General features: G+C 65.3%; 20 protein-coding genes. 3 read left to right on the forward strand and 17 right to left on the reverse strand.

Features of this window, described 5'->3' with window-relative positions; translation table 11 throughout:
- Window positions 1–6 precede the first annotated feature (6 nt).
- Window positions 7–441: a hypothetical protein gene (locus tag U5798_RS20900; RefSeq protein WP_124453917.1), complete on the forward strand. Its 435-nt coding sequence runs from the start codon at window positions 7–9 to the stop codon at window positions 439–441.
- Between the two features lie 99 nt (window positions 442–540).
- On the opposite strand, the gene ppx is transcribed toward U5798_RS20900, so the two are convergent.
- Window positions 541–2,055, reverse strand: coding sequence for an exopolyphosphatase (gene ppx / locus U5798_RS20905; protein WP_124453919.1), 1,515 nt, complete (start codon window positions 2,053–2,055; stop codon window positions 541–543).
- Between the two features lie 279 nt (window positions 2,056–2,334).
- On the opposite strand from ppx, the gene ppk1 reads away from it, so the two are divergent.
- Window positions 2,335–4,398, forward strand: a complete 2,064-nt coding sequence (gene ppk1 / locus U5798_RS20910) for a polyphosphate kinase 1 (RefSeq protein ID WP_322083058.1) — start codon at window positions 2,335–2,337, stop codon at window positions 4,396–4,398.
- A gap of 87 nt (window positions 4,399–4,485) precedes the next feature.
- Here the strand turns inward: ppk1 and phoR are convergent, their stop codons facing one another.
- From phoR to U5798_RS20965, 11 genes are all read right to left on the reverse strand, one after another.
- Window positions 4,486–5,805 (reverse strand): phosphate regulon sensor histidine kinase PhoR, encoded by a 1,320-nt coding sequence (gene phoR / locus U5798_RS20915; RefSeq protein ID WP_322083059.1) that lies wholly within the window; start codon window positions 5,803–5,805, stop codon window positions 4,486–4,488.
- 57 nt (window positions 5,806–5,862) lie between these two features.
- Window positions 5,863–6,564 (reverse strand): phosphate regulon transcriptional regulator PhoB, encoded by a 702-nt coding sequence (gene phoB, locus U5798_RS20920; protein ID WP_006750313.1) that lies wholly within the window; start codon window positions 6,562–6,564, stop codon window positions 5,863–5,865.
- 32 nt (window positions 6,565–6,596) lie between these two features.
- Window positions 6,597–7,301 carry a phosphate signaling complex protein PhoU gene (phoU, locus tag U5798_RS20925; RefSeq protein ID WP_006476334.1) on the reverse strand — a complete coding sequence of 235 codons (705 nt, stop codon included), beginning with the start codon at window positions 7,299–7,301 and terminating at the stop codon, window positions 6,597–6,599.
- Between the two features lie 18 nt (window positions 7,302–7,319).
- A complete protein-coding gene (pstB, locus tag U5798_RS20930; protein WP_034186662.1) occupies window positions 7,320–8,168 on the reverse strand; it encodes a phosphate ABC transporter ATP-binding protein PstB in 849 nt (282 codons plus the stop codon).
- A gap of 15 nt (window positions 8,169–8,183) precedes the next feature.
- A complete protein-coding gene (gene pstA, locus U5798_RS20935; protein WP_124453925.1) occupies window positions 8,184–9,077 on the reverse strand; it encodes a phosphate ABC transporter permease PstA in 894 nt (297 codons plus the stop codon).
- Entirely contained in the window at window positions 9,074–10,057 is a 984-nt protein-coding gene (gene pstC / locus U5798_RS20940) for a phosphate ABC transporter permease PstC (RefSeq protein ID WP_124453927.1), read from the reverse strand. The genes pstA and pstC overlap by 4 nt, the downstream gene beginning before the upstream one ends.
- Before the next feature lie 94 nt (window positions 10,058–10,151).
- A complete protein-coding gene (gene pstS / locus U5798_RS20945) occupies window positions 10,152–11,186 on the reverse strand; it encodes a phosphate ABC transporter substrate-binding protein PstS (protein WP_124453929.1) in 1,035 nt (344 codons plus the stop codon).
- A gap of 442 nt (window positions 11,187–11,628) precedes the next feature.
- The gene (gene glmM, locus U5798_RS20950; protein WP_322083060.1) at window positions 11,629–12,984 is read right to left on the reverse strand and encodes a phosphoglucosamine mutase; all 1,356 of its coding nucleotides are present in this window, start codon (window positions 12,982–12,984) and stop codon (window positions 11,629–11,631) included.
- A 27-nt stretch (window positions 12,985–13,011) separates the two neighbouring features.
- Window positions 13,012–13,953 (reverse strand): dihydropteroate synthase, encoded by a 942-nt coding sequence (gene folP / locus U5798_RS20955; protein ID WP_322083061.1) that lies wholly within the window; start codon window positions 13,951–13,953, stop codon window positions 13,012–13,014.
- Between the two features lie 28 nt (window positions 13,954–13,981).
- The gene (gene ftsH / locus U5798_RS20960; protein WP_124453934.1) at window positions 13,982–15,880 is read right to left on the reverse strand and encodes an ATP-dependent zinc metalloprotease FtsH; all 1,899 of its coding nucleotides are present in this window, start codon (window positions 15,878–15,880) and stop codon (window positions 13,982–13,984) included.
- A gap of 166 nt (window positions 15,881–16,046) precedes the next feature.
- Window positions 16,047–16,709 carry an RlmE family RNA methyltransferase gene (locus U5798_RS20965; protein ID WP_124453935.1) on the reverse strand — a complete coding sequence of 221 codons (663 nt, stop codon included), beginning with the start codon at window positions 16,707–16,709 and terminating at the stop codon, window positions 16,047–16,049.
- Window positions 16,710–16,902: 193 nt separating this feature from the next.
- Here U5798_RS20965 and U5798_RS20970 point away from each other — a divergent pair, with 193 nt between their 5' ends.
- Entirely contained in the window at window positions 16,903–17,430 is a 528-nt protein-coding gene (locus U5798_RS20970; RefSeq protein WP_124453936.1) for a YhbY family RNA-binding protein, read from the forward strand.
- A gap of 48 nt (window positions 17,431–17,478) precedes the next feature.
- Here U5798_RS20970 and U5798_RS20975 read toward each other — a convergent pair whose 3' ends face one another.
- The 5 genes from U5798_RS20975 to carA all read right to left on the reverse strand — a co-directional run bounded on the left by U5798_RS20975 (window position 17,479) and on the right by carA (window position 23,692).
- Window positions 17,479–17,937: a DUF4149 domain-containing protein gene (locus tag U5798_RS20975; protein ID WP_021163361.1), complete on the reverse strand. Its 459-nt coding sequence runs from the start codon at window positions 17,935–17,937 to the stop codon at window positions 17,479–17,481.
- A gap of 14 nt (window positions 17,938–17,951) precedes the next feature.
- Window positions 17,952–18,428, reverse strand: a complete 477-nt coding sequence (gene greA / locus U5798_RS20980; RefSeq protein WP_124615873.1) for a transcription elongation factor GreA — start codon at window positions 18,426–18,428, stop codon at window positions 17,952–17,954.
- A 118-nt stretch (window positions 18,429–18,546) separates the two neighbouring features.
- A complete protein-coding gene (carB, locus tag U5798_RS20985; protein ID WP_322083062.1) occupies window positions 18,547–21,801 on the reverse strand; it encodes a carbamoyl-phosphate synthase large subunit in 3,255 nt (1,084 codons plus the stop codon).
- 49 nt (window positions 21,802–21,850) lie between these two features.
- Window positions 21,851–22,510, reverse strand: coding sequence for a leucine efflux protein LeuE (leuE, locus tag U5798_RS20990; RefSeq protein WP_124453940.1), 660 nt, complete (start codon window positions 22,508–22,510; stop codon window positions 21,851–21,853).
- Between the two features lie 36 nt (window positions 22,511–22,546).
- Complete coding sequence (gene carA, locus U5798_RS20995) at window positions 22,547–23,692, reverse strand: glutamine-hydrolyzing carbamoyl-phosphate synthase small subunit (RefSeq protein WP_124453942.1); 1,146 nt, start codon at window positions 23,690–23,692, stop codon at window positions 22,547–22,549.
- Window positions 23,693–23,747: the final 55 nt, after the last annotated feature.

The following is a 23,747-nucleotide window of genomic DNA, read 5'->3' on the forward strand; positions in this document are numbered from 1 at the left end:
CCGCGCATGAAAAACAACATTCTCAAGACCGCCCTCTGCGCGTCTCTGCTCGCGCTGGCGACCGCCGGCACCGCGTCGGCCAAGGCGCTCGACGATGCGCTCGACTGCCATTCGACCGGCCACAAGTTCGTCGCGCCGCTGCTCGCCGCCGGCGACATCCAGTCGGAGCCCATGCATGTCGAATCGAACTCGGTCAACGCGTTCCGCACGAACCACGCGCTGACCGCGTACGGCTTCGGCGTCTATGTCGTGCTCGGCTATCAGGCGAACGACCCGATCTTCCGTCCGGGCGACGGCACGCCGATCGGCGACTGGGCCTACGGCGTCGTGGTACGCGGTACGAAGAGTTCGGTGGAGGAAGCCGTGCGCAAGGCCGGCAGCGACGCGACCGTCAAGCAGGCGTTCCCGTTCCTGACCGCGATCGTCTGCTCGTCGGATTGAGCGGGGCGTCGGGGCGGTCGTACGGCACGCCCGAGGGGAACCGCAGCCACCTTCCCGCCCAACGGCTTCCGGGCCCCGCTACAGCCCGCTATCGACCCGTCACGCGCCGGTATAAACCACGCGATAAGGGATACCGACCTTCTCCCACTCGGCCGCCTCCTGGCTGAGGCTGTAGTCGGTCAACGGGTTCTGCTCGACCCATGCGCTCGGCAGGCGCACTTCATACCCGCCCTTCTTCATCTGCGACACGGAAATGTCGGGCAGCCCCGCATCGGTCCGGCGCCGGCACAGCAGCGCCGCGAGCCGCAGGCAGAACAGCAGCGGCCACTCGACCTCGCGCGCCTGCGACAGCTTGCCGAGCTTGCCTGCGTGACCGAGCACGAGCGCGGCGAGCCGCGCCTGGTCGGTGCGCGAGAAACCCGGCATGTCCGCATTGCTCGCGATATAGGCCGAATGCTTGTGATACGCGCTGTGCGAGATCGACAGCCCGATCTCGTGCAACGCGGCCGCCCAGCCGAGGAACATCCGCCCTTCCTCGCGCGCCTCTTCGTCGTCTTCCTCGAGTTCGTCGTAGAAACGCCCCGCGAGCGCGCCGATCCGCTCGGCCTGCGCACGATCGACGCCGTAGCGGCGCGTGAAGCCCTCGACGGTCACCGCGCGCATGTCCTCGTGCTGCGTCCGGCCGAGCAGGTCGTACAGCACGCCGAGGCGCAGCGCGCCGTCGGTCGTGTCGACGTAATCGACGCCGAGCTCCTCGAACACCGCCAGCATGATCGCCAGGCCGCCGGCGAGCACCGGCACGCGGTCGGGCTTCAGCGCGATCAGCTTGAGCCGGTTGACGTTCTCCGACTTGATCAGCGCGCGCTTCAGGCGTTCGAGGCCGCCGCGCGAAATGCCGTGCGTGATGCCCGGATCGTTGAAGCCGTTCGCCTCGACGAGTTCCGCGAGCGCACGCGCGGTGCCGGACGAACCGATCGCCTGGTCCCAGCCGGCCTTCTTGTACTCGCTCGAAATGATCTGGATCTCGCGCTTGGCCGCGAGTTCGGCCTGGCGCATCGTGTATTCGTCGACGTTGCCGGCCGGAAAGAACGTACGGCTGTGGCTCACGCAGCCGATATACAGGCTCTCCATCACGATCGGCGTGTAGTGCGAGCCGATGATGAATTCGGTCGAGCCGCCGCCGATGTCGACGACGAGCCGCTTGCCGGCGCTCGCCGGCACCGAGTGCGCGGCGCCCGCATAGATCAGCCGCGCTTCTTCGCGGCCCGCGATCACTTCGATCGGGAAACCGAGCGCCGCTTCGGCCTCGCCGAGAAATTCGCCCGCGTTCTTCGCGACGCGCAGCGTGTTGGTGGCCACCGCGCGCACGTGATCGGGATGGAAATCGCGCAGGCGCTCGCCGAACCGCTTGAGCGCCTCCCAGCCACGCTCCTGCGACGCACGATCGAGCATCTTGTCGCTCGACAGGCCCGCGGCCAGCCGAACGGGCTCGCGCAGCGCGTCGACGGGATAGATCTGGCTGCCCGCCGGCGTTTCCTCGACGCGACCGACGATCAGCCGGAAGCTGTTCGAGCCGAGATCCACGGCAGCCAGCAAGTGGGGAGTTGTAACCATCAGAAGGGGGCTCCGTGCGCGTTCACCCGCAGCAGCCGGACCGGCAGCCCAGGGCGATCAATCAAAGGCGACATTTTAAGCGTGGAACGCTTGGCGTTGCCACGCTTCACGGGCATGCACACTGCTTGATTCCATATAGCCGAAACATTTATGAGACGAAAGGGTTCCAGCGTAGAATTTGCCGATATAAATACAATCGTGTCATCAGCACGTCATCGTACCGTGAGAGTTTCCGAGCGTCCTTTCGAATCATCGCCTGAATCATCCCCTACTCTGCCGATGTCCGTCCGTTACCCGCTTCTCAATCGTGAACTCGGCATCCTCGGTTTCAACGAGCGCGTGCTGGCCCAGGCGGCCGATCCTCAAGTCCCGTTGCTCGAGCGCCTCCGTTTCATCTGCATCACCAGCAGCAACCTCGACGAATTCTTCGAAGTCCGCATGGCCGGCCTTCAGGAGCAGATCCGCGACAACCCCGGCGCGCTGACACCCGACGGCATGTCGTTACAGCATGCTTACGATCTCGTCGTCGAACGCGCGCAGCGGCTCGTCCATCGACAGTACACGATGCTGCACGAAACCGTGCTGCCTGCGCTCGAACAGGAAGGCATCTATTTCCACGCGAGCGACACGTGGAACGACGAGCAGCTCGAATGGGCGCGGGGTTACTTCCTCGACGAACTGCTGCCGGTGCTGACGCCGATCGGCCTCGATCCGGCCCACCCGTTCCCGCGCGTGCTGAACAAGAGCCTGAACTTCGTCGTCGAGCTCGAAGGCCGCGACGCGTTCGGCCGCCAGGCCGTGATGGGCATCGTGCAGGCGCCGCGCGCGCTGCCGCGCGTCGTGCGGATGCCGCACGCGCTGTCGGGTTTCGAACACGGCTTCGTGCTGCTGAGCTCGTTCATGCAGCGTTTCGTCGGCGAACTCTTCCCGCAGCTCGTCGTGAAAAGCTGCAACCAGTTCCGCATCACGCGCAACAGTGAACTGTTCGTCGACGAAGACGAAATCACGAACCTGCGCGTCGCGCTGCAGGGCGAACTGCCCGCACGCCACCTCGGCAACGCGGTCCGCCTCGAAGTGTCGGCCGACACGCCGCTGCACATCGTGCGGCGCCTGCTCGAGGAGAGCGAGCTCGGCGACAAGGACTGCTATCGCGTGGCCGGCTCCGTGAACCTCGTGCGCCTGATGCAGATTCCCGATCTCGTCGACCGCCCCGACCTGAAGTTCGCGCCGTTCACCGCGTCGATTCCGGCCGCGATCACGAACGCGCCGACAATGTTCGACGCGATCGACAACGGCGACATCCTGCTGCACCACCCGTACGAAAGCTTCCAGCCTGTGCTCGAACTGCTGCAGCAGGCCGCGAAGGACCCGAGCGTCGTCGCGATCAAGCAGACGATCTACCGCACCGGCACCGATTCGCCGCTGATGGACGCGCTGATGGAAGCCGCGCGCAACGGCAAGGAAGTGACCGTCGTCGTCGAGCTGCTCGCGCGCTTCGACGAGGAAACCAACATCAACTGGGCGTCGCAGCTCGAAGCCGTCGGCGCGCATGTCGTGTACGGCGTGGTCGGCCACAAGTGCCACGCGAAGATGATGCTGATCGTTCGGCGCGTCGTGCAGGCCGGCAAGGCGTCGCTGCGCCGCTACGTGCACCTCGGCACCGGCAACTACCACCCGCGCACGGCGCGCCTCTACACCGACTTCGGGCTGATGACGGCCGACCAGAAGATCTGCGAGGACGTCCATCACGTGTTCCAGCAACTGACGGGGATCGGCGGCGAACTGACGCTGCACGAGCTGTGGCAGTCGCCGTTCACGCTGCATCCGCGCATCATCGATTCGATCCGCGCGGAGATCGACAATGCGCAGGCAGGCAAGCGCGCGCGTATCGTCGCGAAAATGAACGCGCTGCTGGAGCCGTCGGTGATCGCCGCGCTGTACGAAGCGTCGCAGGCCGGCGTCAAGGTCGACCTGATCGTGCGCGGCGTCTGCGCGCTGAAGCCCGGCGTGCCGGGGCTGTCGGAAAACATCACGGTGCGCTCGATCGTCGGCCGCTTCCTCGAGCACCACCGGATCTACTACTTCCACGCGAACGGCGCCGAGGACGTCTATCTGTCGAGCGCCGACTGGATGGACCGCAACCTGTTCCGCCGCGTCGAAGTCGCGTTCCCGATCCGCGAGCGCAAGCTCAAGCGGCGCGTGATCGCCGAAGGCCTGTCGGTGTGTCTCGGCGACAACCAGTCCGCGTGGCAGATGCAAAGCGACGGTCACTACCGCCGCCGCCGCGCCGGCAAGACGGTCCGCAACGCGCAACTCGGGCTGCTCGCGAAGTTCTGCTCGTGAGCCGTCGGCGCGATGCGGGTCGCGCGCCGCATCGCCATGAGAAAAGCAGCCCGCGGGCTGCTTTTTTTACGCCGGAACGCTACGCGATCAAGCCTCGTACGCGGCCGGCCGGATCGCGATGATGCGCGAACCCGGGAACCGCGCGGTAAACGTGCTGCCGCGCCCCTCCTCGCTCTGCACGTACAGGTGCGCGTCGTGCCGCTGCAGCACGTGCTTGACGATCGCGAGCCCGAGCCCCGTGCCGCCCGTGTCGCGCGACCGGCTGCGGTCGACGCGGTAGAAGCGCTCGGTGAGCCGCGGCAGGTCGGCGGCCGGAATGCCGAAGCCGCTGTCCGTGACGGAAAACACGCCCTGCGCACCCTCGCGCCGCCACGTGACGACGATCTTGCCGCCTTCCGGCGTATAGCGGATCGCGTTCGTGACGAGATTCGCGAAGGCGCTGAACAACTCCGTCTGCGCACCCGTGACGCCGAGCGTCTCGTCGATCGCAAACGCGATGTCGTGATGCCCGTTCGACAGCGTCTGCGCGTCCTCCTTCAGATGGTCGAACACGGCACGCATGTCGATCGCGCGATCGAGCGGCGGCCTGCTCTCGCCTTCCAGCTTCGCGAGCACCAGCAGGTCGGTCACGATGTGCCGCATCCGCGATGCCTGCTGCTCCATCATGTCGAGGTAGCGCGCGCGGTCTTCCTCGTTCAGCGGCAGCTCGCGCATCGTCTCGAGGAAACCCGACAGCACGGTGAGCGGCGTCTTCAGCTCATGCGACACGTTCGCGACGAAGTCGCGCCGCATCGCGTCGGTCCGCTCGAGCTCGGTGATGTCCTGCGTGAGCAGCAGCTTGCGGTTCTCGCCGTACGGAAACACCTGCACGGCCAGCACGTTCTGCCGCGAATCGCCCATGCCGCGCATCACGAGCGTCTCTTCGTAATGCTGCGCATTCAGGTAGCGGACGAAATCGGGATGGCGCACCAGGTTCGTGATGTGCTGACGCAGGTCGCGTTTCGCATCGAGGCCGAAATGAACCTCGGCGATCGCGTTGCACCACTCGATCTGGTCGTGGTCGTCGAGCATCGCGACGCCGTTCGGCGACGCCTGGATCGCCTGGATGAAGCGCGAATGCTGCTGTTCGACCTGCCTCACCTGCGCATGCCACTGCTTCGCGAGCTTGTGCAGGCGATAGTAGATCTCGCCCCAGATGCCCGGCGCGCTCGGCACTTCGCCGTAAACCGGCGCGTCGAGCAGGCGCCACAGACGCTGCGTATGGAAGGTGCTGAAAAAGCCCTGCGCGACCAGCATCACGACCACGAACACGAGGCCCGCGGTCGGGCCGGCGAAGACGCCGACCAATACGCCGATCAGCACGAGCAGCACGAGCGACACCAGAAAGCGCGCCCAGATGATGTTCATGATTCAGCGTCCGAAAGAATGAACGGCATGCCGCGGCACACGGCATGTCCGGATACGTTACGCGTGCTTGGCGAGCCGGTAGCCGCTGCCGCGCACGGTCTCGATCATCGCATCGCAACCGGCTGGTTTCAAGGCCGCGCGCAATCGTTTGATGTGCACGTCGACGGTACGCTCCTCGACGAATACGTGGTCGCCCCACACCTGGTCGAGCAGTTGCGTGCGGCTGTGCACGCGTTCCGGATGCGTCATGAAGAAATGCAGCAGGCGGAACTCGGTCGGGCCGAGATCGAGCTTGATCTCGCTGCCGTCGCCGTGCGCGGCGACGCGATGCGTGGCCGGGTCGAGGCGCAGCCCGTTGATCGACACGACGTCCTCGGTCAGCTGCGGCGCACGGCGGCGCAGCACGGCCTTGATCCGCGCCATCAGTTCCTTCGGCGAGAACGGCTTCGTCACATAGTCGTCCGCGCCGATTTCGAGGCCGAGCACCTTGTCCTGCTCGTCGCCGCGGGCGGTGAGCATGATGATCGGGATGTGCTTGGTCCGTTCGTTGTTGCGCAGGTCGCGCGCGAACGCGATACCGGACTTGCCCGGCAGCATCCAGTCGAGCAGCACCAGATCGGGCAGCACATCGCTGATCAGGTTCTGCGCCTGTTCGGCGTTGTACGCACGGATCGGGCAGTGACCGGCGTGCTGGAGATTCACCGAGATCAGTTCGGAAATCGCGGGCTCATCTTCAACGACGAGAATGTTGCTGGGCATCGGCACCTCTGTTCTTCCTGTGCTGGGTCGTGTTAACTGTTGGCTTCGCGATCGAGCGTGTCGCGCGGCTGGTGCCGCACGTCAGTGCCCTTCACGATGTAGATGATGAATTCGGCGATGTTCTTCGCGTGGTCGCCGATCCGTTCGATCGCCTTCGCGATGAACAGGTAATCGAGGCCGACCGAGATCGTGCGCGGATCTTCCTGCATGTACGACACGAGCTTGCGCACGAACGCGCGGAATTCCATGTCGATTTCCTTGTCGTCCTTGACGATCTGCGCGGCAGCCACCGTATCGAGACGCGCAAACGCGTCGAGCGCGCGGCGCAGGATCGTCACGGCCATCTCGCCCGACACCTTGATCTCGGCGATGTTGACCGCGCGTGCAGCCGGCTCGTCGACCAGGCGGCGCACACGCTTGGCGATCTTCTCGGCTTCGTCGCCGGCGCGCTCGAGGTTCGTAATCGTTTTCGAAATCGACATCAAAAGACGCAGGTCGCGCGCGGCAGGCTGCCTCCGCGCGATGATGTTGCCGCACTCCTGGTCGATGTCCACTTCCATCGCGTTCAGCGTTTCCTCGGCCGCGATCACCTTCTCGGCCGTATCGCGATCGAATTCGTTCAGCGCGCGCATCGCGCCGACGATCTGCGACTCGACGAGCCCGCCCATTTCCAGCACTTTCGACGACACGGCATTCAGGTCCGCGTCGAACTGGCTCGACAGATGTTTATCCGACATGGCTGTTGTTCTCCGTCATCAACCGAAACGACCGGTGATGTAGTCTTCCGTTTCCTTGCGCACCGGCTTGATGAAGATCTTTTCGGTTTCACCGAATTCGATCAGCTCGCCCAGGTACATGTAGGCCGTGTAATCCGAGCAGCGTGCGGCCTGCTGCATGTTGTGCGTGACGATCACGACCGTGTAGTCGCTCTTCAGCTCCGCGATCAGCTCTTCGATGCGGCCCGTCGAGATCGGGTCGAGCGCCGAGCACGGCTCGTCGAGCAGCAGCACTTCCGGACGGATGGCAATGCCGCGCGCGATGCACAGACGCTGCTGCTGGCCGCCCGACAGGCCATAGCCGCTCTGGCCCAGCTTGTCCTTCACTTCGTTCCACAGCGCGGCCTTCGTGAGCGCCCACTCGACGCGGTCGTCCATTTCCGAACGCGTGAGCTTTTCGAACATCTTCACGCCGAACGCGATGTTGTCGTAGATCGACATCGGGAACGGGGTCGGCTTCTGGAACACCATGCCGATCCGCGCGCGCAGCAGCGAGATGTCGCGCTTCGTCGTCAGCAGGTTCTCGCCGTCCATCAGGATTTCGCCTTCGGCGCGCTGCTCCGGATAGAGCGCGAACATCTTGTTGAACGTGCGCAGCAGCGTCGACTTGCCGCAACCCGACGGGCCGATGAACGCGGTCACCTTGCCGTCCGGAATGCGCAGGTTGATGTTCTTCAGCGCATGGAACTTGTTGTAGAAGAAGTTGAGGTTGTTGACCTCGATCTTCGCGTTCAGCGGCGCGAGCGGGCGATCGTTCGCCGCGTCATGGGTGCCGGCCGGCGCAGCGGTGCGCTCGACAGGATTCAGGTGGCTCTCTGCCATATTCATCGGATTGCTCCGCCGTTACTTTTTCGAGAAGATCGAGCGCGCCAGGACGTTGAGTCCGAGCACCCCGAGCGTAATCAGGAACACGCCCGCCCATGCGAGCGACTGCCATTCCGCGAACGGGCTCATCGCGAACTTGTAGATCGTGACGGGCAGGTTCGCCATCGGCTGGCCCATGTCGACCGAGAAGAACTGGTTCGACAGCGCGGTGAACAGCAGCGGCGCCGTTTCGCCGGCAATCCGTGCGACCGCGAGCAGCACGCCCGTCACGATCCCGCCGACCGATGCACGCAGCGTGATCTTCAGCACCATTCGCCATTTCGGCGTGCCGAGCGCGAACGCCGCTTCGCGCAGCGCATTCGGCACGAGCTTCAGCATGTTCTCGGTCGTGCGGATCACGATCGGAATCTGCAGCAGCGCGAGCGCGATCACGCCGGCCCAACCCGAGAAGCGCCCCGACTTCGCGACGACGATCGCGTACACGAACAGGCCGATGACGATCGACGGCGCCGACAGCAGGATGTCGTTGATGAAACGGATCGTGCTCGCCAGCAGGTTCTTCTGGCCGTATTCGGCGAGATAGACGCCCGCGAGGATGCCGATCGGCGTGCCGACCAGCGTGCCGAAACCGCACAGCAGCAGGCTGCCGACGATCGCGTTCGCCAGACCGCCGCCCTCCGTGTTCGGCGCCGGCGTCGATTCGGTGAACAGTTGCAGCGACAGGCCGCCGACACCGAGGTGGATCGTCGTGTAGAGAATCCACACGAGCCACAGCAGGCCGAATGCCATCGCGCCGAGCGACGCGGTGAGCGCGATCGCGTTGATCGCCTTGCGCTTGCGCTGCAGGCGGTTGCGCATCGCTTCGAGCACGGCGCCGTCCGCCCCCGGGAAATTCATGATGGGCTCGCTCATTTCTTGCCCTCTCCCTTCTCGAGACGAAGCAGCAGCAGTTTGGAGATGGACAGCACGATAAACGTGATCACGAACAGGATCAGGCCCAGTTCCATCAGCGCGGACGTATGCAGGCCCGGCTGCGCTTCCGCGAATTCGTTCGCCAGCGCCGACGTGATGCTGTTGCCCGGCGCGAACAGCGACACGCTGTCGAGCAGGTTGGTGTTGCCGATCACGAAGGTCACGGCCATCGTCTCGCCGAGCGCGCGGCCGAGGCCGAGCATCACGCCGCCGATCACGCCGGTCTTCGTATAGGGGAGCACGACCTTCCACATCACTTCCCAGGTCGTGCAGCCGATCCCGTACGCCGATTCCTTCAGCAGCACGGGCGTGACCTCGAACACGTCGCGCATCACCGACGCGATGTACGGGATGATCATGATCGCGAGGATCACGCCGGCCGCGAGGATGCCGATGCCGATCGGCGGGCCGGCCGTCAGCGGACCGATCACCCAGACGTCCTTGAACAGGCGGCCGATCGGCTTCTGGAAGTATTCGGCGAAGATCGGCGCGAACACGAGCAGGCCCCACATGCCGTACACGATCGACGGAATCGCGGCGAGCAACTCGATCGCGATGCCGAGCGGGCGGCGCAGCCAGACGGGCGACAATTCGGTGAGGAACAGGGCGATGCCGAAACTGACGGGCACCGCGATGACGAGCGCGATGACCGACGTCACGATCGTGCCGTAGATCGGCACGAGTGCGCCGTAGATGTCCGAGTTGGGATCCCACTCGGATTGCCACAGGAAGCCGAGGCCGAACTTCTGGATGGTCGGCAACGACGCAATGATCAGGGAAACGATGATCCCGCCCAGCAGCAGCAGGGTCACGATCGCGGCGAGCCGAGCGAGGCCGCCGAACAGGACATCCCCGAGACGGCCAGGCGCGCGCTGCGCACCGTCGGGCGATCGGGAGGACGTGTAGGAAATATCAGACATGGGTGCCTGCTTTTGATTGCCGGGCGCCATGACGCCCGGCTTCACCGCACACACTGCCCGACCGGCGCGGCCGGGCAGCGAACCGCTGCACTGCTTACTCGGCGGCGACCGGCTTGCCCGACGCGTCCGTCACCTTGGTCTTCCACTGCTTGCGGATTTCCGTCTCGACAGCCGGCGGCAGCGAGATGTAGTCGAGGCTGTCAGCAGCCTTCTCGCCGTTCTTGAACGCCCAGCTGAAGAACTTCAGCGTTTCGGCGCCCTGCTCCGGCTTTTCCTGCTTGGCGTGCAGCAGCACGAACGTCGCGCCGACGACCGGCCATGCTTCCTTGCCCGGCTGGTTCGTCAGGATCTGGTAGAACGACTTCGACCAGTTCGCGCCTGCAGCAGCGGCCTTGAACGTTTCCGTCTTCGGCTCGACCACCGTGCCCGTCGAGTTCTTCAGGGCCGTGTAGATCATGTTGTTCTTCTTCGCGTACGCCCATTCGACGTAGCCGATCGCGCCCGGCAGGCGCTGCACGAAGGCTGCAACGCCGTCGTTGCCCTTGCCGCCCGTACCCGTCGGCCAGTTGACCGTCGTGCCTTCGCCGATCTTCGACTTCCACTCGTCGTTGACCTTCGACAGGTAGTTCGTCCAGATGAAGCTGGTGCCCGAACCGTCAGCGCGGCGAACCACGGCGATGTCCGTATCCGGCAGCTTGACCTTCGGGTTCAGCGCGGCGATCGCCGGGTCGTTCCACTTCTTGATCTTGCCGAGGTAGATGTCGCCGAGCACCGGGCCCGACAGCGTCAGTTCACCGGCCTTCACGCCCGGCACGTTGACGACCGGCACCACGCCGCCGACCACCGTCGGGAACTGGAACAGGCCTTCCTTCGCGAGCTCGTCATCCTTCAGCGGAGCGTCCGAACCGGCAAAATCGACCGTCTTCGCGACGATCTGCTTCAGGCCGCCCGACGAGCCGATACCTTGGTAGTTGACCTTCGAACCGCCGGACTGCTGATAGTCGGCAGCCCATTTCGTATAGATCGGCATCGCAAACGTGCTGCCTGCGCCCGTGATGTCGGCAGCGTGGGCGGCGACGGCGAAAAGCGCGCCAGCCAGGCCGGCAATCGCGGTTTGCATCAATTTCATGAGACCTCCAGTGTGTGAGCGGATGACTACGGCACCGCGAAGGTTAGGGGCTCCTCATGACGGTAATGTGACAATCGATGAAACTGGCGTGACAGTAACATGACTGGTTGAAAGGGAGTATCGGGTGGCGCGTCGGGGGCGCGCGAGCAGCGCTGGCGGCAAGAATTGCCTGGCTCGGAGGGCGGGATTGACGCCCGTTTTCAAGGGCATGCCGCGCATCGTAGCGCAGCGTCAGCCGGACGGGAAGCCCGGCCCGGCAGCAAGCAGGATTTCGGGGTCGGATGCCTGATTCGATCGGAAGAATGCGTTTTGCGAAGGTCGCTGTTATCAGGCAGGGCAAACCTTTGCGTCTTACAAAAACTGCGGCGCCCGAGGGCGCCGCACGCACATTCGTCGGGAGCCGGCGCGCGGGCGGCCGGACCGCCGCGCGCGCCTATCCTGGTCAGGTTGTCGCCGCGCGCACCGCGTCGGCGATCGTCTCCGCATGGCGCACCGCATCGGCCGCCTGCTGCGCCTCGACCATCACGCGCAGCACCGGCTCGGTGCCCGATGCGCGGATCAGTACGCGGCCACTGCCGGCGAGCGCGGCTTCCGCCGCGTCGATCGCCGCGCGAATCGACCCGCTGCCCTTCCAGTCGGCGCCCGGCTTCATCCGCACGTTGATCAGCTTCTGCGGGAACAGCGTGACGCCGTCGAGCATCTGCGCGAGCGTGCGGCCGCTGCGCTTCAGCGCGGCCAGCACGAGCAGCGCCGACACGATGCCGTCGCCGGTCGAATGCCGGTCGAGCGACAGGATGTGACCCGAACCTTCCGCACCGAGCTGCCAGCCGTTTTCGCGCAACTGCTCGAGCACGTAGCGGTCGCCGACCGCCGCACGGACGAACTTCACGCCCTCGCGCTGCAACGCGACTTCGACCGCGAGGTTCGTCATCAGCGTGCCGACCGCGCCGTCGACCTTGCCGTCGGTCGCGATCCGGTCCTTCACTAGCACGTAGAGGAGTTCGTCGCCGTTGTACAGGCGCCCGGTCGAATCGACGACCTGCAGGCGGTCCGCATCGCCGTCGAGCGCAATGCCGAGATCGGCGTGGTTCGCGCGCACGGCGCGCACCAGCGCGTCCGGCGCGGTCGCACCGACGCCGTCGTTGATGTTGAAGCCGTTCGGCGCGACGCCGATCGGGATCACGTCCGCGCCGAGCTCGTGGAATACGTGCGGTGCGATCTGGTACGCGGCACCGTGCGCGCAATCGATCACGAGCTTCAGCCCGCGCAGGTCGAACGCCGCCGGGAACGTGCTCTTGCAGAACTCGATGTAGCGGCCTGCCGCGTCGTCGAGGCGGCGCGCCTTGCCGAGGCCGTCGGACGATGCGCATTCGAGCGGCTTGTCGAGCCACGCTTCGATCGCGGCTTCGGTGTCGTCGGGCAGCTTGTTGCCGTCAGCCGAGAAAAACTTGATCCCGTTGTCGTGATACGGGTTGTGCGACGCGCTGATCACGACGCCGGCCGACAGGCGCAGCGCGCGCGTCAGGTACGCGACGCCCGGCGTCGGCATCGGGCCGGCCAGCATCACGTCGACGCCCGCCGCCGAGAAGCCGGCCTCGAGCGCGGCCTCGAGCATGTAGCCCGACACGCGCGTGTCCTTGCCGATCAGCACGGTCGGACGCGAGCCCGCCGCGACGTCGGCCGAACCAGCCAGTACCTTGCCGGCCGCGTAGCCGAGACGCAATACGAAATCCGGTGTGATGGGCGCCTCGCCCACCGTGCCGCGAATGCCGTCCGTGCCGAAAAATCGACGTCCCATGGGGTCCTTCCTCCTTCGTCTTCTGACTTATCGTTGCCGCGCGGCTTCGCGCACGGCATTCCATATTTTCAGCGCATCGACCGTCGCCGCGACGTCGTGCACGCGCACGATCGCGGCACCGCGCCCGACCGCGCACAACGCGGCCGCCACGCTCGCCGCGACGCGCTCCATCGGCGGCTTGCCGCCGATCACCGCGCCGAGCATCGACTTGCGCGACATGCCCGCGAGTATCGGATAGGCACGCCCGTCGGGCCGCGCCGGCGCCGTATCCGGCAACGCGGCCAGCAGCGCGTAGTTGTCGTCGACGACCGCCTTGCCGAACCCGAAGCCGGGATCGACGCAAATCCGCTCCGGCGCAATGCCCGCGTCGCGCAGCGCCTGTGCACGCGCGGCAAGAAAGTCGCGCACGTCGGTCACGACGTCGCCGTAATCGGGTTCGCCGACCTGCATCGTCTGCGGCTCGCCGAGCATGTGCATCGCGCATAGCCCGCTGTTGCCCTCGCGCACGGCGTCGATCGCACCCGGCTGGCGAAACCCCCAGATGTCGTTGATCAGGTCCGCGCCGGCGGCCAGTGCCGCGCGCATCACGGCCGGCTTGTAGGTGTCGATCGACAGCGGCACGTTCAGCGGCCGCAGGGCCTCGACGAGCGGGATCACACGCGCGAGCTCCTCGTCGAGCGGCACGGGCGGCGCGCCGGGGCGCGTCGACTCACCGCCGATGTCGAGCAGGTCCGCGCCTTCTGCAATCATCCGCTCGGCCTGGCGCAGCGCATCGTCGCGCGCGAGGAAGCGGCCGCCGTCGGAGAACGAATCGGGCGTGGCGTTGAGGATGCCCATCACGAGCGGGCGTTCGAACGTCAGCTCGAAACGGCCGCACTGGAGTGGCGCGGGAATGAACGGGGAAACTGCGGAATCGGACACGAGCAACTGGCGTAGATGAATGCAAAACGGGCCGGTGTGAAGCCACACCAGCCCGTGAACGATGCTAAAGCGGAGGTTATGCCGCCGGCGAAGCCGGTGCCGGCGCGGTAGCGGGCTTGACCTCGGCGCTGCTGCCGCCGCCCGACGAATCGCCGCCGACAGCCGGCGAGCTCTTCGGCGAGCGCGGCGGACGGCCTTCCATGATGTCGTTGATCTGATCGGCGTCGATCGTCTCCCACTCCATCAGTGCGGCCGTCATCGCTTCGACCTTGTCGCGGTTCTCTTCGAGCAGACGGCGCGCAAGGCCGTACTGTTCGTCGAGCACGCGGCGGATTTCCGAGTCGACCTTCTGCTGCGTCGCTTCCGAGATCGTGCGCGTGAAGCCACGGCCGAACGGCGATGCATCGTTCTCGTCGTCGACGTAGACCATCGGTCCGAGTGCATCGGTCATGCCGAAACGCGCGACCATCGCACGTGCGGTCTGCGTTGCCTTGTTGAAGTCGTCCGATGCACCGGTGCTGACGAGGTTCATGAACAACTCTTCCGCCACGCGGCCACCGAACAGGATCGCGAGGCGGTCCATCAGGTAGTCCTTCGAGTACGTCTCGTTGTCATGCTCCGGCAGCTGCCACGTGACACCCAGCGCACGGCCGCGCGGAATGATCGTGACCTTGTGCACGGGGTCGGCCTTCGGCAGCAGCTTCGCGATCACCGCGTGGCCCGACTCGTGATACGCGGTCGCGCGCTTCGCTTCCTCGCGGATCACGGCCGACTTGCGCTCCGGACCCATGAAGATCTTGTCCTTCGCGTCCTCGAAATCCTGCATCTCGACGATGCGCTTGCCGCGACGGGCGGCGAACAGCGCAGCTTCGTTCACGAGGTTCGCGAGATCGGCGCCCGAGAAGCCCGGCGTGCCGCGTGCGATGACTGCCGCATCGACGTCGTTCGCGATCGGCACCTTGCGCAGGTGCACGCGCATGATCTGCTCGCGACCGCGGATGTCCGGCAGGCCGACATAGACCTGGCGGTCGAAACGGCCCGGACGCAGCAGCGCCTTGTCGAGCACGTCGGAACGGTTGGTTGCAGCGATCACGATCACGCCCGAGTTCGCCTCGAAGCCGTCCATCTCGACGAGCATCTGGTTCAGCGTCTGTTCGCGCTCGTCGTTGCCGCCGCCCATGCCGGCGCCGCGATGGCGACCGACCGCGTCGATTTCGTCGATGAACACGATGCACGGTGCGTGCTTCTTCGCCTGCTCGAACATGTCGCGCACACGGGCCGCACCGACACCGACGAACATTTCGACGAAGTCCGAACCCGAGATGCTGAAGAACGGCACCTTCGCTTCACCCGCGATCGCGCGGGCCAGCAGCGTCTTGCCGGTACCCGGAGGGCCGACGAGCAGCACGCCGCGCGGAATGCGACCGCCCAGCTTCTGGAATTTCTGCGGATCGCGCAGGAAGTCGACGAGCTCGGACACTTCTTCCTTCGCTTCGTCGCAACCCGCGACGTCGGAGAAGTTCACCGCGTTGTTGTTCTCGTCGATCAGCCGCGCGCGCGACTTGCCGAACGAGAACGCGCCGCCTTTGCCGCCCCCCTGCATCTGCCTCATCATGTAGAACCAGAACACGATGATCAGGATCGTCGGCCCGAGGTAGTACAGCGCGGACATCAGCGCATTCGGCTCGTCGTCGGCCTTGCCGCTGACCTGCACGCCATACTTCATCAGGTCGCCGACCATCCAGATGTCGCCGGGCGACACGATCTGGTATTTCTGGCCATCAGCCGGAGTGACGGTGAGGTTCCGCCCCTGAACGATGACGTTCTTGACCTTGCCGTTCTTGGCGTCGTCCATGAACTGCGAATAGGACACGCCTTCCTGGACGCGGGGCTTGTCGAACTGCTTGAACACCGTAAACAGCACCAGTGCGATCACCAGCCACACCGCTGCCTTCGAAAACATATTGTTGTTCAAAGCACCACTCCTTCACTCGTAGACGAGCGCCTACATTTTCCTTGCGGCGCCCCTCGGTCATTCTAATCCAGTCCGACCACCCTCGCCATAAGCATTGACAACCGCCGCGATAGCGCTTCGCTTGTCTGGCAAGGGCCGGAGCCCGTTTGCGGCATCCCGCTCCGCGTCACCGCGGATGCTTCAGATGCCGACCCAAAATGAACGTTTCGGACGATTTGTCGCGGGACGCCTTCGGCTTGCGCGGCGCGACGGTCTTAAACTGCTGTTTGAATTTCTCGACGATCTGGCTGTAGCCGCTGCCGTGAAAGCACTTCACGAGCAGCGCACCGTCTGGCTTCAGATGATTCTGCGCGAATTCGAGCGCCAGATCGCACAGATGCTCGATGCGCGCCGCGTCCGCCGAGGCCACGCCGGAGAGGTTGGGGGCCATGTCGGAAATAACAAGGTCCACCGAGCGCCCTTCGAGCACTTCTTCGAGCTGGTGAAGGACGCTGTCCTCGCGGAAGTCGCCCTGGAGGAAGTGGACGTCGGCGATCGGCTCCATCGGCAGGATGTCGAGCGCCACGATCGTGCCGTCGATGCCGCCTTCGCGCTCCGCGTCACGCTTCTTGCCCTGCGCGAGCTTGTTGCGGGCATACTGGCTCCAGCTGCCCGGTGTCGCGCCGAGGTCGACGATCACCTGGCCCGGACGGATCAGCTTGTCCTGTTCGTCGATTTCCTTCAGCTTGTACGCGGCACGCGCGCGATAGCCCTCCCGCTGCGCCATTTTGACGTACGGGTCGTTGATGTGGTCGTGCAGCCAGTGCTGGTTGAAGCGGTTTTTTGCCATTCGAGAGAGAGATTGCTGCCAATTGCTTCGTGAAGCCGCGCTTTTAGCGGATAATACGCGTCTTCTTCGCGCGGCTGCGGCCCCTTTTCAGGCCCAAGCCGCGATTTTACGTGGTTTCGGCGCACGGCTGACGCGGTAACTTCCCGCGATCGCCATTCAGTCAGCGCGCCCTTATTTAGATTTCGACATTTCCATGCCCGCCCTTTCGCTTTCTCCCGCCGAGCGCTCCGCGCTGCGCTCCCAGGCCCATGCGCTCAAGCCCGTCGTGCTGATCGGCGCCGAAGGGCTGACCGACGCCGTGCTGAAAGAAATCAAGGTGCACCTCGACGCGCACCAGTTGATCAAGATCCGCGTGTTCGGCGACGAGCGCGACGAGCGCATCGCGATCTACGACGAGATCTGCGACCGCCTGAGCGCGGCGCCGATCCAGCACATCGGCAAGCTGCTGGTGATCTGGAAGCCCGAAGCCGCCGCAGCGGCTCCCGCCCGCGGCCGTCGTGCCGGCGCGCTGCCGAGCGCGGCCGAAGCCGTCGACGACAAGAAAGGCCGCGCACCGCGCACCGTCAAGGTCGTCAAGGTGTCGCCGAACGCGAGCCCCGTGCGCCGCCCGCGACCGGTCAAGGTCACGGTGCGCGGCAACGAGCGCGTGACGGCCGGCGGCAACGTGAAGCGTGCGAAAAAGCGCCAGGCCAGCACCAAGCGGCCGTTCCAGGACAAGTAAGCACGCATGCGGCACGGGGCATCCCGTGCCGCCCTGCCCGCGCGACGCTCAGGCGTCGCGTGCCGGCAGACGCCAGATCAGCATCAGCCCCAGCACGCTCTCGACGAGGTAGAACACGCTCGAGACGCCGTGCAGCATCCCGAAGCGGCTTGCATACGGCGAGTTCGCGATATCGGTGCCCGCATCCATCGCGGCCACCCGCAGCGCGTTCATGAACGGCTGCAGCGCAAAATACCCGACCAGCACGCACACGACCATCGCGGCGACGACCCAGCGCACGCGGCGATATTCGCTGCTGCCGCGCCGCACCTGCTGGTTCGACAACGCGAGCAGCAGCACGCCGCACACGACACCGAGGATCGCCTCGATACGGAACAGCTGGGCGGCGACCGAACCGGCCGTCATCCGCTCCAGCGTCTTGAACAACACGGGCGCGACCGCATACCCGATCGTCAGCAAGCTGCCGACCCACACGGCCGACAGCAGACGGAACACGCGATGCGGCATCACGTCGCCCCGCTTCAGATGTAGCTGACCGAGATGATTTCGTACTCGCGCACGCCGCTCGGTGCCTGCACGGCCGCGACGTCGCCTTCGGACTTGCCGATCAGTGCGCGCGCGATCGGCGAGCTGACCGAGATCAGGCCGTGATCGATATCGGCTTCGTCGTCGCCGACGATCTGGTACTTGACAGTGTCGCCCGACTCGAGATCCTCGAGTTCGACCGTCGACGCGAAGACCACGCGCCCCTCCGCATCGAGCACGGTGGGATCGATGATCTGCGCGGCCGACAGCTTCGATTCGAGTTCCGCGATACGACCCTCGATGAAGCCCTGCTTTTCCTTCGCGGCATCGTATTCGGCGTTTTCGGACAGGTCGCCCTGTGCGCGGGCCTCCGCGATCGCGTTGATCACGGCCGGCCGCTCGACGGACTTGAGGCGCTGCAATTCATCGCGCAGGAGTTCCGCGCCACGCTTTGTCAACGGAATGGTGCTCATAAACGGCTCAATCGCTAAAAACGGCTATAAAAAAAATCACCGCGATTAAGCGCGTTTCCGATGCACTGGAAACACCGCCTAATCGCGGCACGTGTTGCTTCGACAGGTAACTGACTGCTTAGTTTAGGCGAGCGTGAAGACCTTGTAAATCATAGACTTCCAGATCCTTCAGGTAGCGCAAGCCTTCGACGGCCGCGCGCGCGCCCGACATCGTCGTGTAGTACGTGACCTTGTGCGCCTGCGCGCTCATGCGGATCGAACGCGAATCGGCGATCGCCTGGCGCGTCTCGTCGACCGTCGTGAACACGAGGGCGATCTCGCCGTTCTTGATCATGTCGACGATGTGCGGACGGCCGTCCTTCACCTTGTTCACGACCTTCACCGGCACGCCGGCCGCTTCGATCGCGGCGGCCGTACCCTTGGTCGCGACGATCGGGTAGCCGAGGTCGTGCAGCATGCGCGCGACTTCGACAGCCTTCGGCTTGTCCGCGTCCATCACGGTCAGCAGCACCGTGCCCGACTCCGGCAGGCGCGAGCCGGCCGCGAGCTGCGACTTGAACAGCGCTTCGCCGAACGTCTGGCCGACACCCATCACTTCGCCGGTCGAACGCATTTCAGGCCCGAGGACCGGATCGACGGTCGGGAACTTGACGAACGGGAACACTGCTTCCTTCACGCTGAAGTACGGCGGCTCGACTTCCTTCGTCACGCCCTGCTGCGCGAGCTTCTGGCCAACCATCGCGCGCGCCGCGATCTTCGCGAGCGGCAGGCTGGTCGCCTTCGACACATACGGCACCGTGCGCGACGCGCGCGGGTTCACTTCCAGCACGTAGATGATGTCCTGCTTCGAACCGTCCGCCTGCGGCACCTGCTGGATCGCGAACTGCACGTTCATCAGGCCCACCACGTTCAGCGCCTTCGCCATCGCGCCCGTCTGGCGCTTCAGCTCGGCGACGGTTTCCTTCGACAGCGAGTACGGCGGCAGCGAGCATGCCGAATCGCCCGAGTGGACGCCCGCCTGCTCGATGTGCTCCATCACGCCGCCGATGAACACGGCTTCGCCGTCGCAGATGCAGTCGACGTCGCATTCGATCGCGTCGTTCAGGAAGCGGTCGAGCAGCACCGGCGAATCGTTCGACACCTTCACGGCCTCGCGCATGTAGCGCTCGAGGTCGCGCGGCTCGTGGACGATTTCCATCGCGCGGCCGCCCAGCACGTACGACGGGCGCACGACGAGCGGGTAGCCGATTTCGTCGGCGAGCGCGAGCGCCTCGTCTTCGGCGCGTGCGGTGCGGTTCGGCGGCTGGCGCAGGCCGAGGTCCTGCAGCAGCTTCTGGAAGCGTTCGCGGTCTTCGGCCGCGTCGATCATGTCCGGCGACGTGCCGACGATCGGCACGCCGTGTGCCTCGAGGTCGAGCGCGAGCTTCAGCGGCGTCTGGCCGCCGTACTGGACGATCACGCCGACCGGCTTTTCCTTGTCGACGATCTCGAGCACGTCTTCGAGCGTCAGCGGCTCGAAGTACAGGCGGTCGGACGTGTCATAGTCGGTCGACACCGTTTCCGGGTTGCAGTTGACCATGATCGTTTCGTAGCCGTCCTCGCGCATCGCGAGCGCCGCGTGCACGCAGCAGTAGTCGAACTCGATGCCCTGGCCGATCCGGTTCGGGCCGCCGCCCAGCACCATGATCTTCTTGTTGGTGGTCGGCTGCGCCTCGCACTCTTCCTCGTAGGTCGAGTACATGTAGGCCGTTTTCGTCGCGAACTCGGCCGCGCAGGTGTCGACACGCTTGTAGACCGGGCGCACGTTCAGTTCCACGCGGCGGCGGCGGACGTCTTCCGGCGTCGCGCCGAGCAGCTTCGCGAGGCGGCGGTCGGAGAAGCCGCTCTGCTTCAGGTAGCGCAGTTCGTCGAACGACAGCGATGCCAGCGTGCGGCCCGACAGCGCCTTTTCCTTCAGGATGATCTGCTCGATCTGCTCGAGGAACCACGGGTCGATCGCGGTTTCCGCGAAAATTTCCTCGGCCGTCATGCCGATGCGGAAGGCATCGCCGACATACCAGATGCGGTCCGGGCCCGGCTCGTGGATCTCGATCGCGATCTCGTCGCGGTTGGTCGACTTCTCGTCGAGGCCATCGACACCGACTTCGAGGCCGCGCAGCGCCTTCTGGAACGATTCCTGGAACGTGCGGCCGATCGCCATCACTTCGCCGACCGACTTCATCTGCGTCGTCAGGCGCGAATCCGCTTCACGGAACTTCTCGAACGCGAAACGCGGGATCTTCGTGACGACGTAGTCGATCGTCGGCTCGAACGATGCCGGCGTCTGGCCGCCGGTGATTTCGTTCTTCAGCTCGTCGAGCGTATAGCCGACCGCCAGCTTCGCGGCGACCTTCGCGATCGGGAAGCCCGTCGCCTTCGACGCGAGCGCCGACGAACGCGACACGCGCGGGTTCATCTCGATGACGACCATGCGGCCGTCCTTCGGGTTGATCGAGAACTGCACGTTCGAGCCGCCCGTGTCGACGCCGATCTCGCGCAGCACCGCGAGCGATGCGTTACGCAGGATCTGGTATTCCTTGTCGGTGAGCGTCTGCGCCGGCGCGACCGTGATCGAGTCGCCGGTGTGCACGCCCATCGGGTCGAGGTTTTCGATCGAGCAGACGATGATGCAGTTGTCGGCGCGGTCGCGCACGACTTCCATCTCGTATTCCTTCCAGCCGAGCAGCGATTCTTCGATCAGCAGTTCGCGCGTGGGCGACAGGTCGAGACCGCGCTTGCAGATCTCTTCGAACTCTTCGCGGTTGTATGCGATGCCGCCGCCCGAGCCGCCGAGCGTGAACGACGGGCGGATCACGACCGGGTAGCCGCTGCCGCCGGTGAGCGCCATGATCTCGGCGTGCACCTGGGTCGCCTCTTCCATCGAGTGCGCGACGCCCGACTTCGCGGAACCGAGACCGATCTTGGTCATCGCGTCCTTGAACTTCTGGCGGTCTTCCGCCTTGTCGATCGCTTCCGGCGACGCGCCGATCAGCTCGACGCCGAACTTCTCGAGCACGCCGTGGTGGTGCAGGTCGAGCGCGCAGTTCAGCGCGGTCTGGCCGCCCATCGTCGGCAGGATCGCGTCCGGGCGCTCCTTCTCGATGATGCGCGCGACGACTTCCCACGTGATCGGCTCGATGTAGGTCACGTCGGCCGTGTTCGGGTCGGTCATGATCGTCGCCGGGTTGCTGTTGACGAGAACGACCTTGTAGCCCTCCTCACGCAACGCCTTGCAAGCCTGCGCGCCCGAATAGTCGAACTCGCACGCCTGGCCGATGATGATCGGGCCGGCGCCGATGATGAGGATGCTCTTGATGTCTGTGCGTTTTGGCATGGCTTGTGAATTCAATAAGTAATCGTTGTCGTGGGTCGGCCGGCAGCGCTCAGCTCATGGTCGCGAGCGCCAGCTTCACCGAGAAACCGATGAACAGGCCGCCCACGCTGCTCGCCGCGCCTGCCGCAAGCTTGCGGCGGCGGCGGAAATGCTCGGCGAGCCGCGCGCCCGCGAAGATCAGCGTGCTCAGGTACAGGAAGCTCGCGCATTGCGCGATCGCCCCGAGCACGACGAACGACAGCGCGGGATGCGGGAATGCCGGGTCGACGAACTGGATGAAGAACGAGATGAAGAACAGGATCGCTTTCGGATTCAGCAGGCTCACGATCAGCGCCTTGCGGAACGGCCGCTCGCCGTCGACCGCCTGCGGCGCATCGACCGGCGCATCGCCGCGCGCGCGCAGCTTCTGCCACGCGCCGCGCAGCATCCCGGTGCCGATGTACAGCAGGTACGCGGCGCCGCCGTACTTGACGACGGAGAACAGCAGCGGGTTCGCCTTCAGCAGCGACGCGACGCCCGCGGCGGACAGCACCATCAGCACCGTATCGCCGACGAACACGCCGCAGGCCGCGCGATAGCCGGCCTTCACGCCGCGCTGCGCCGCGAGCGACAGCACGTACATCGAGTTCGGCCCCGGCAGCAGGATGATGAAGATCACGCCGAACACGTAGGTCCAGATATCCGTGATGCCGAGTGCGTGGCCGAACATGATGTGAATCTCCCGTCCTTCGGTTGCGTCAGTGACTTAAGCGTTGCGCTGCTTCGCCGCGTCCATCAGCGCGGTGAAACGGTCGAACAGGTAGCCGATGTCGTGCGGGCCGGGCGACGCTTCCGGGTGGCCCTGGAAGCAGAATGCCGGCTTGTCGGTCAGCTCGAAGCCCTGCAGCGTGCCGTCGAACAGCGACACGTGCGTCACGCGCGCGTTGGCCGGCAGCGAATCGGCGTCGACCGCGAAGCCGTGGTTCTGCGACGTGATCACCACGCGACCGTCGCCGAGATCCTTCACCGGATGGTTCGCGCCGTGGTGGCCCGTCTTCATCTTCAGCGTCTTCGCGCCGACCGCGAGGCCCATGATCTGGTGGCCGAGGCAGATGCCGAAGGTCGGCACGCCGCGCTCGATGAACTGCTTCGTGGCCGCGATCGCGTAGTCGCACGGCTCCGGGTCGCCCGGGCCGTTCGACAGGAAGACGCCGTCCGGATTCAGCGCGAGCGCATCTTCCGCGCTCGCCTGTGCCGGCAGCACCGTCACGTGGCAGCCACGCTCCGCGAGCATGCGCAGGATGTTGTACTTGACGCCGAAATCGTACGCGACGACGCGGTACTTCGGCGCTTCCTGCATGCCGTAGCCGCCTTCGAGGCGCCATTCGGTCTGCTTCCACTCGAACGGCTTGGTGGTCGACACGACCTTCGCGAGGTCCATGCCCGCGAGGCCCGCGAACGAGCGCGCGAGCTCGATCGCCTTCGCCTCGTCGTCCGAGCCGGCCAGGATGCAGCCGCTCTGCGCGCCCTTGTCGCGCAGGATGCGGGTCAGCTTGCGGGTATCGATGCCGGCGATCGCGACGACGCCTTCGTCGCGCAGGTAATCGCCGAGCGTGCGATCCATGCGGAAATTCGACGCGAGCGTGGGCAGATCACGGATGATCAGGCCGGCGGCATGGACTTTCGTGGCTTCGACGTCTTCGGCGTTGACGCCGACGTTGCCGATATGCGGATAGGTGAGCGTGACGATCTGGCGCGAGTAGCTCGGGTCAGTCAGGATTTCCTGATAGCCGGTGATCGCGGTATTGAACACGACTTCGCCGATCGTGTGGCCTTCGGCCCCGATCGAATAACCACGAAAGACCGTGCCGTCGGCGAGTGCAAGCAAGGCGGGAGAAAAAGACGGCAACACGGGAGGCTCCTTGGGGAACACCCAGCTGCCGACCTGTTTACCCTGCCGCGCGAGC

The organism is Burkholderia sp. BCC1972, from assembly GCF_905339605.1.
Taxonomy (GTDB): Bacteria; Pseudomonadota; Gammaproteobacteria; order Burkholderiales; family Burkholderiaceae; genus Burkholderia.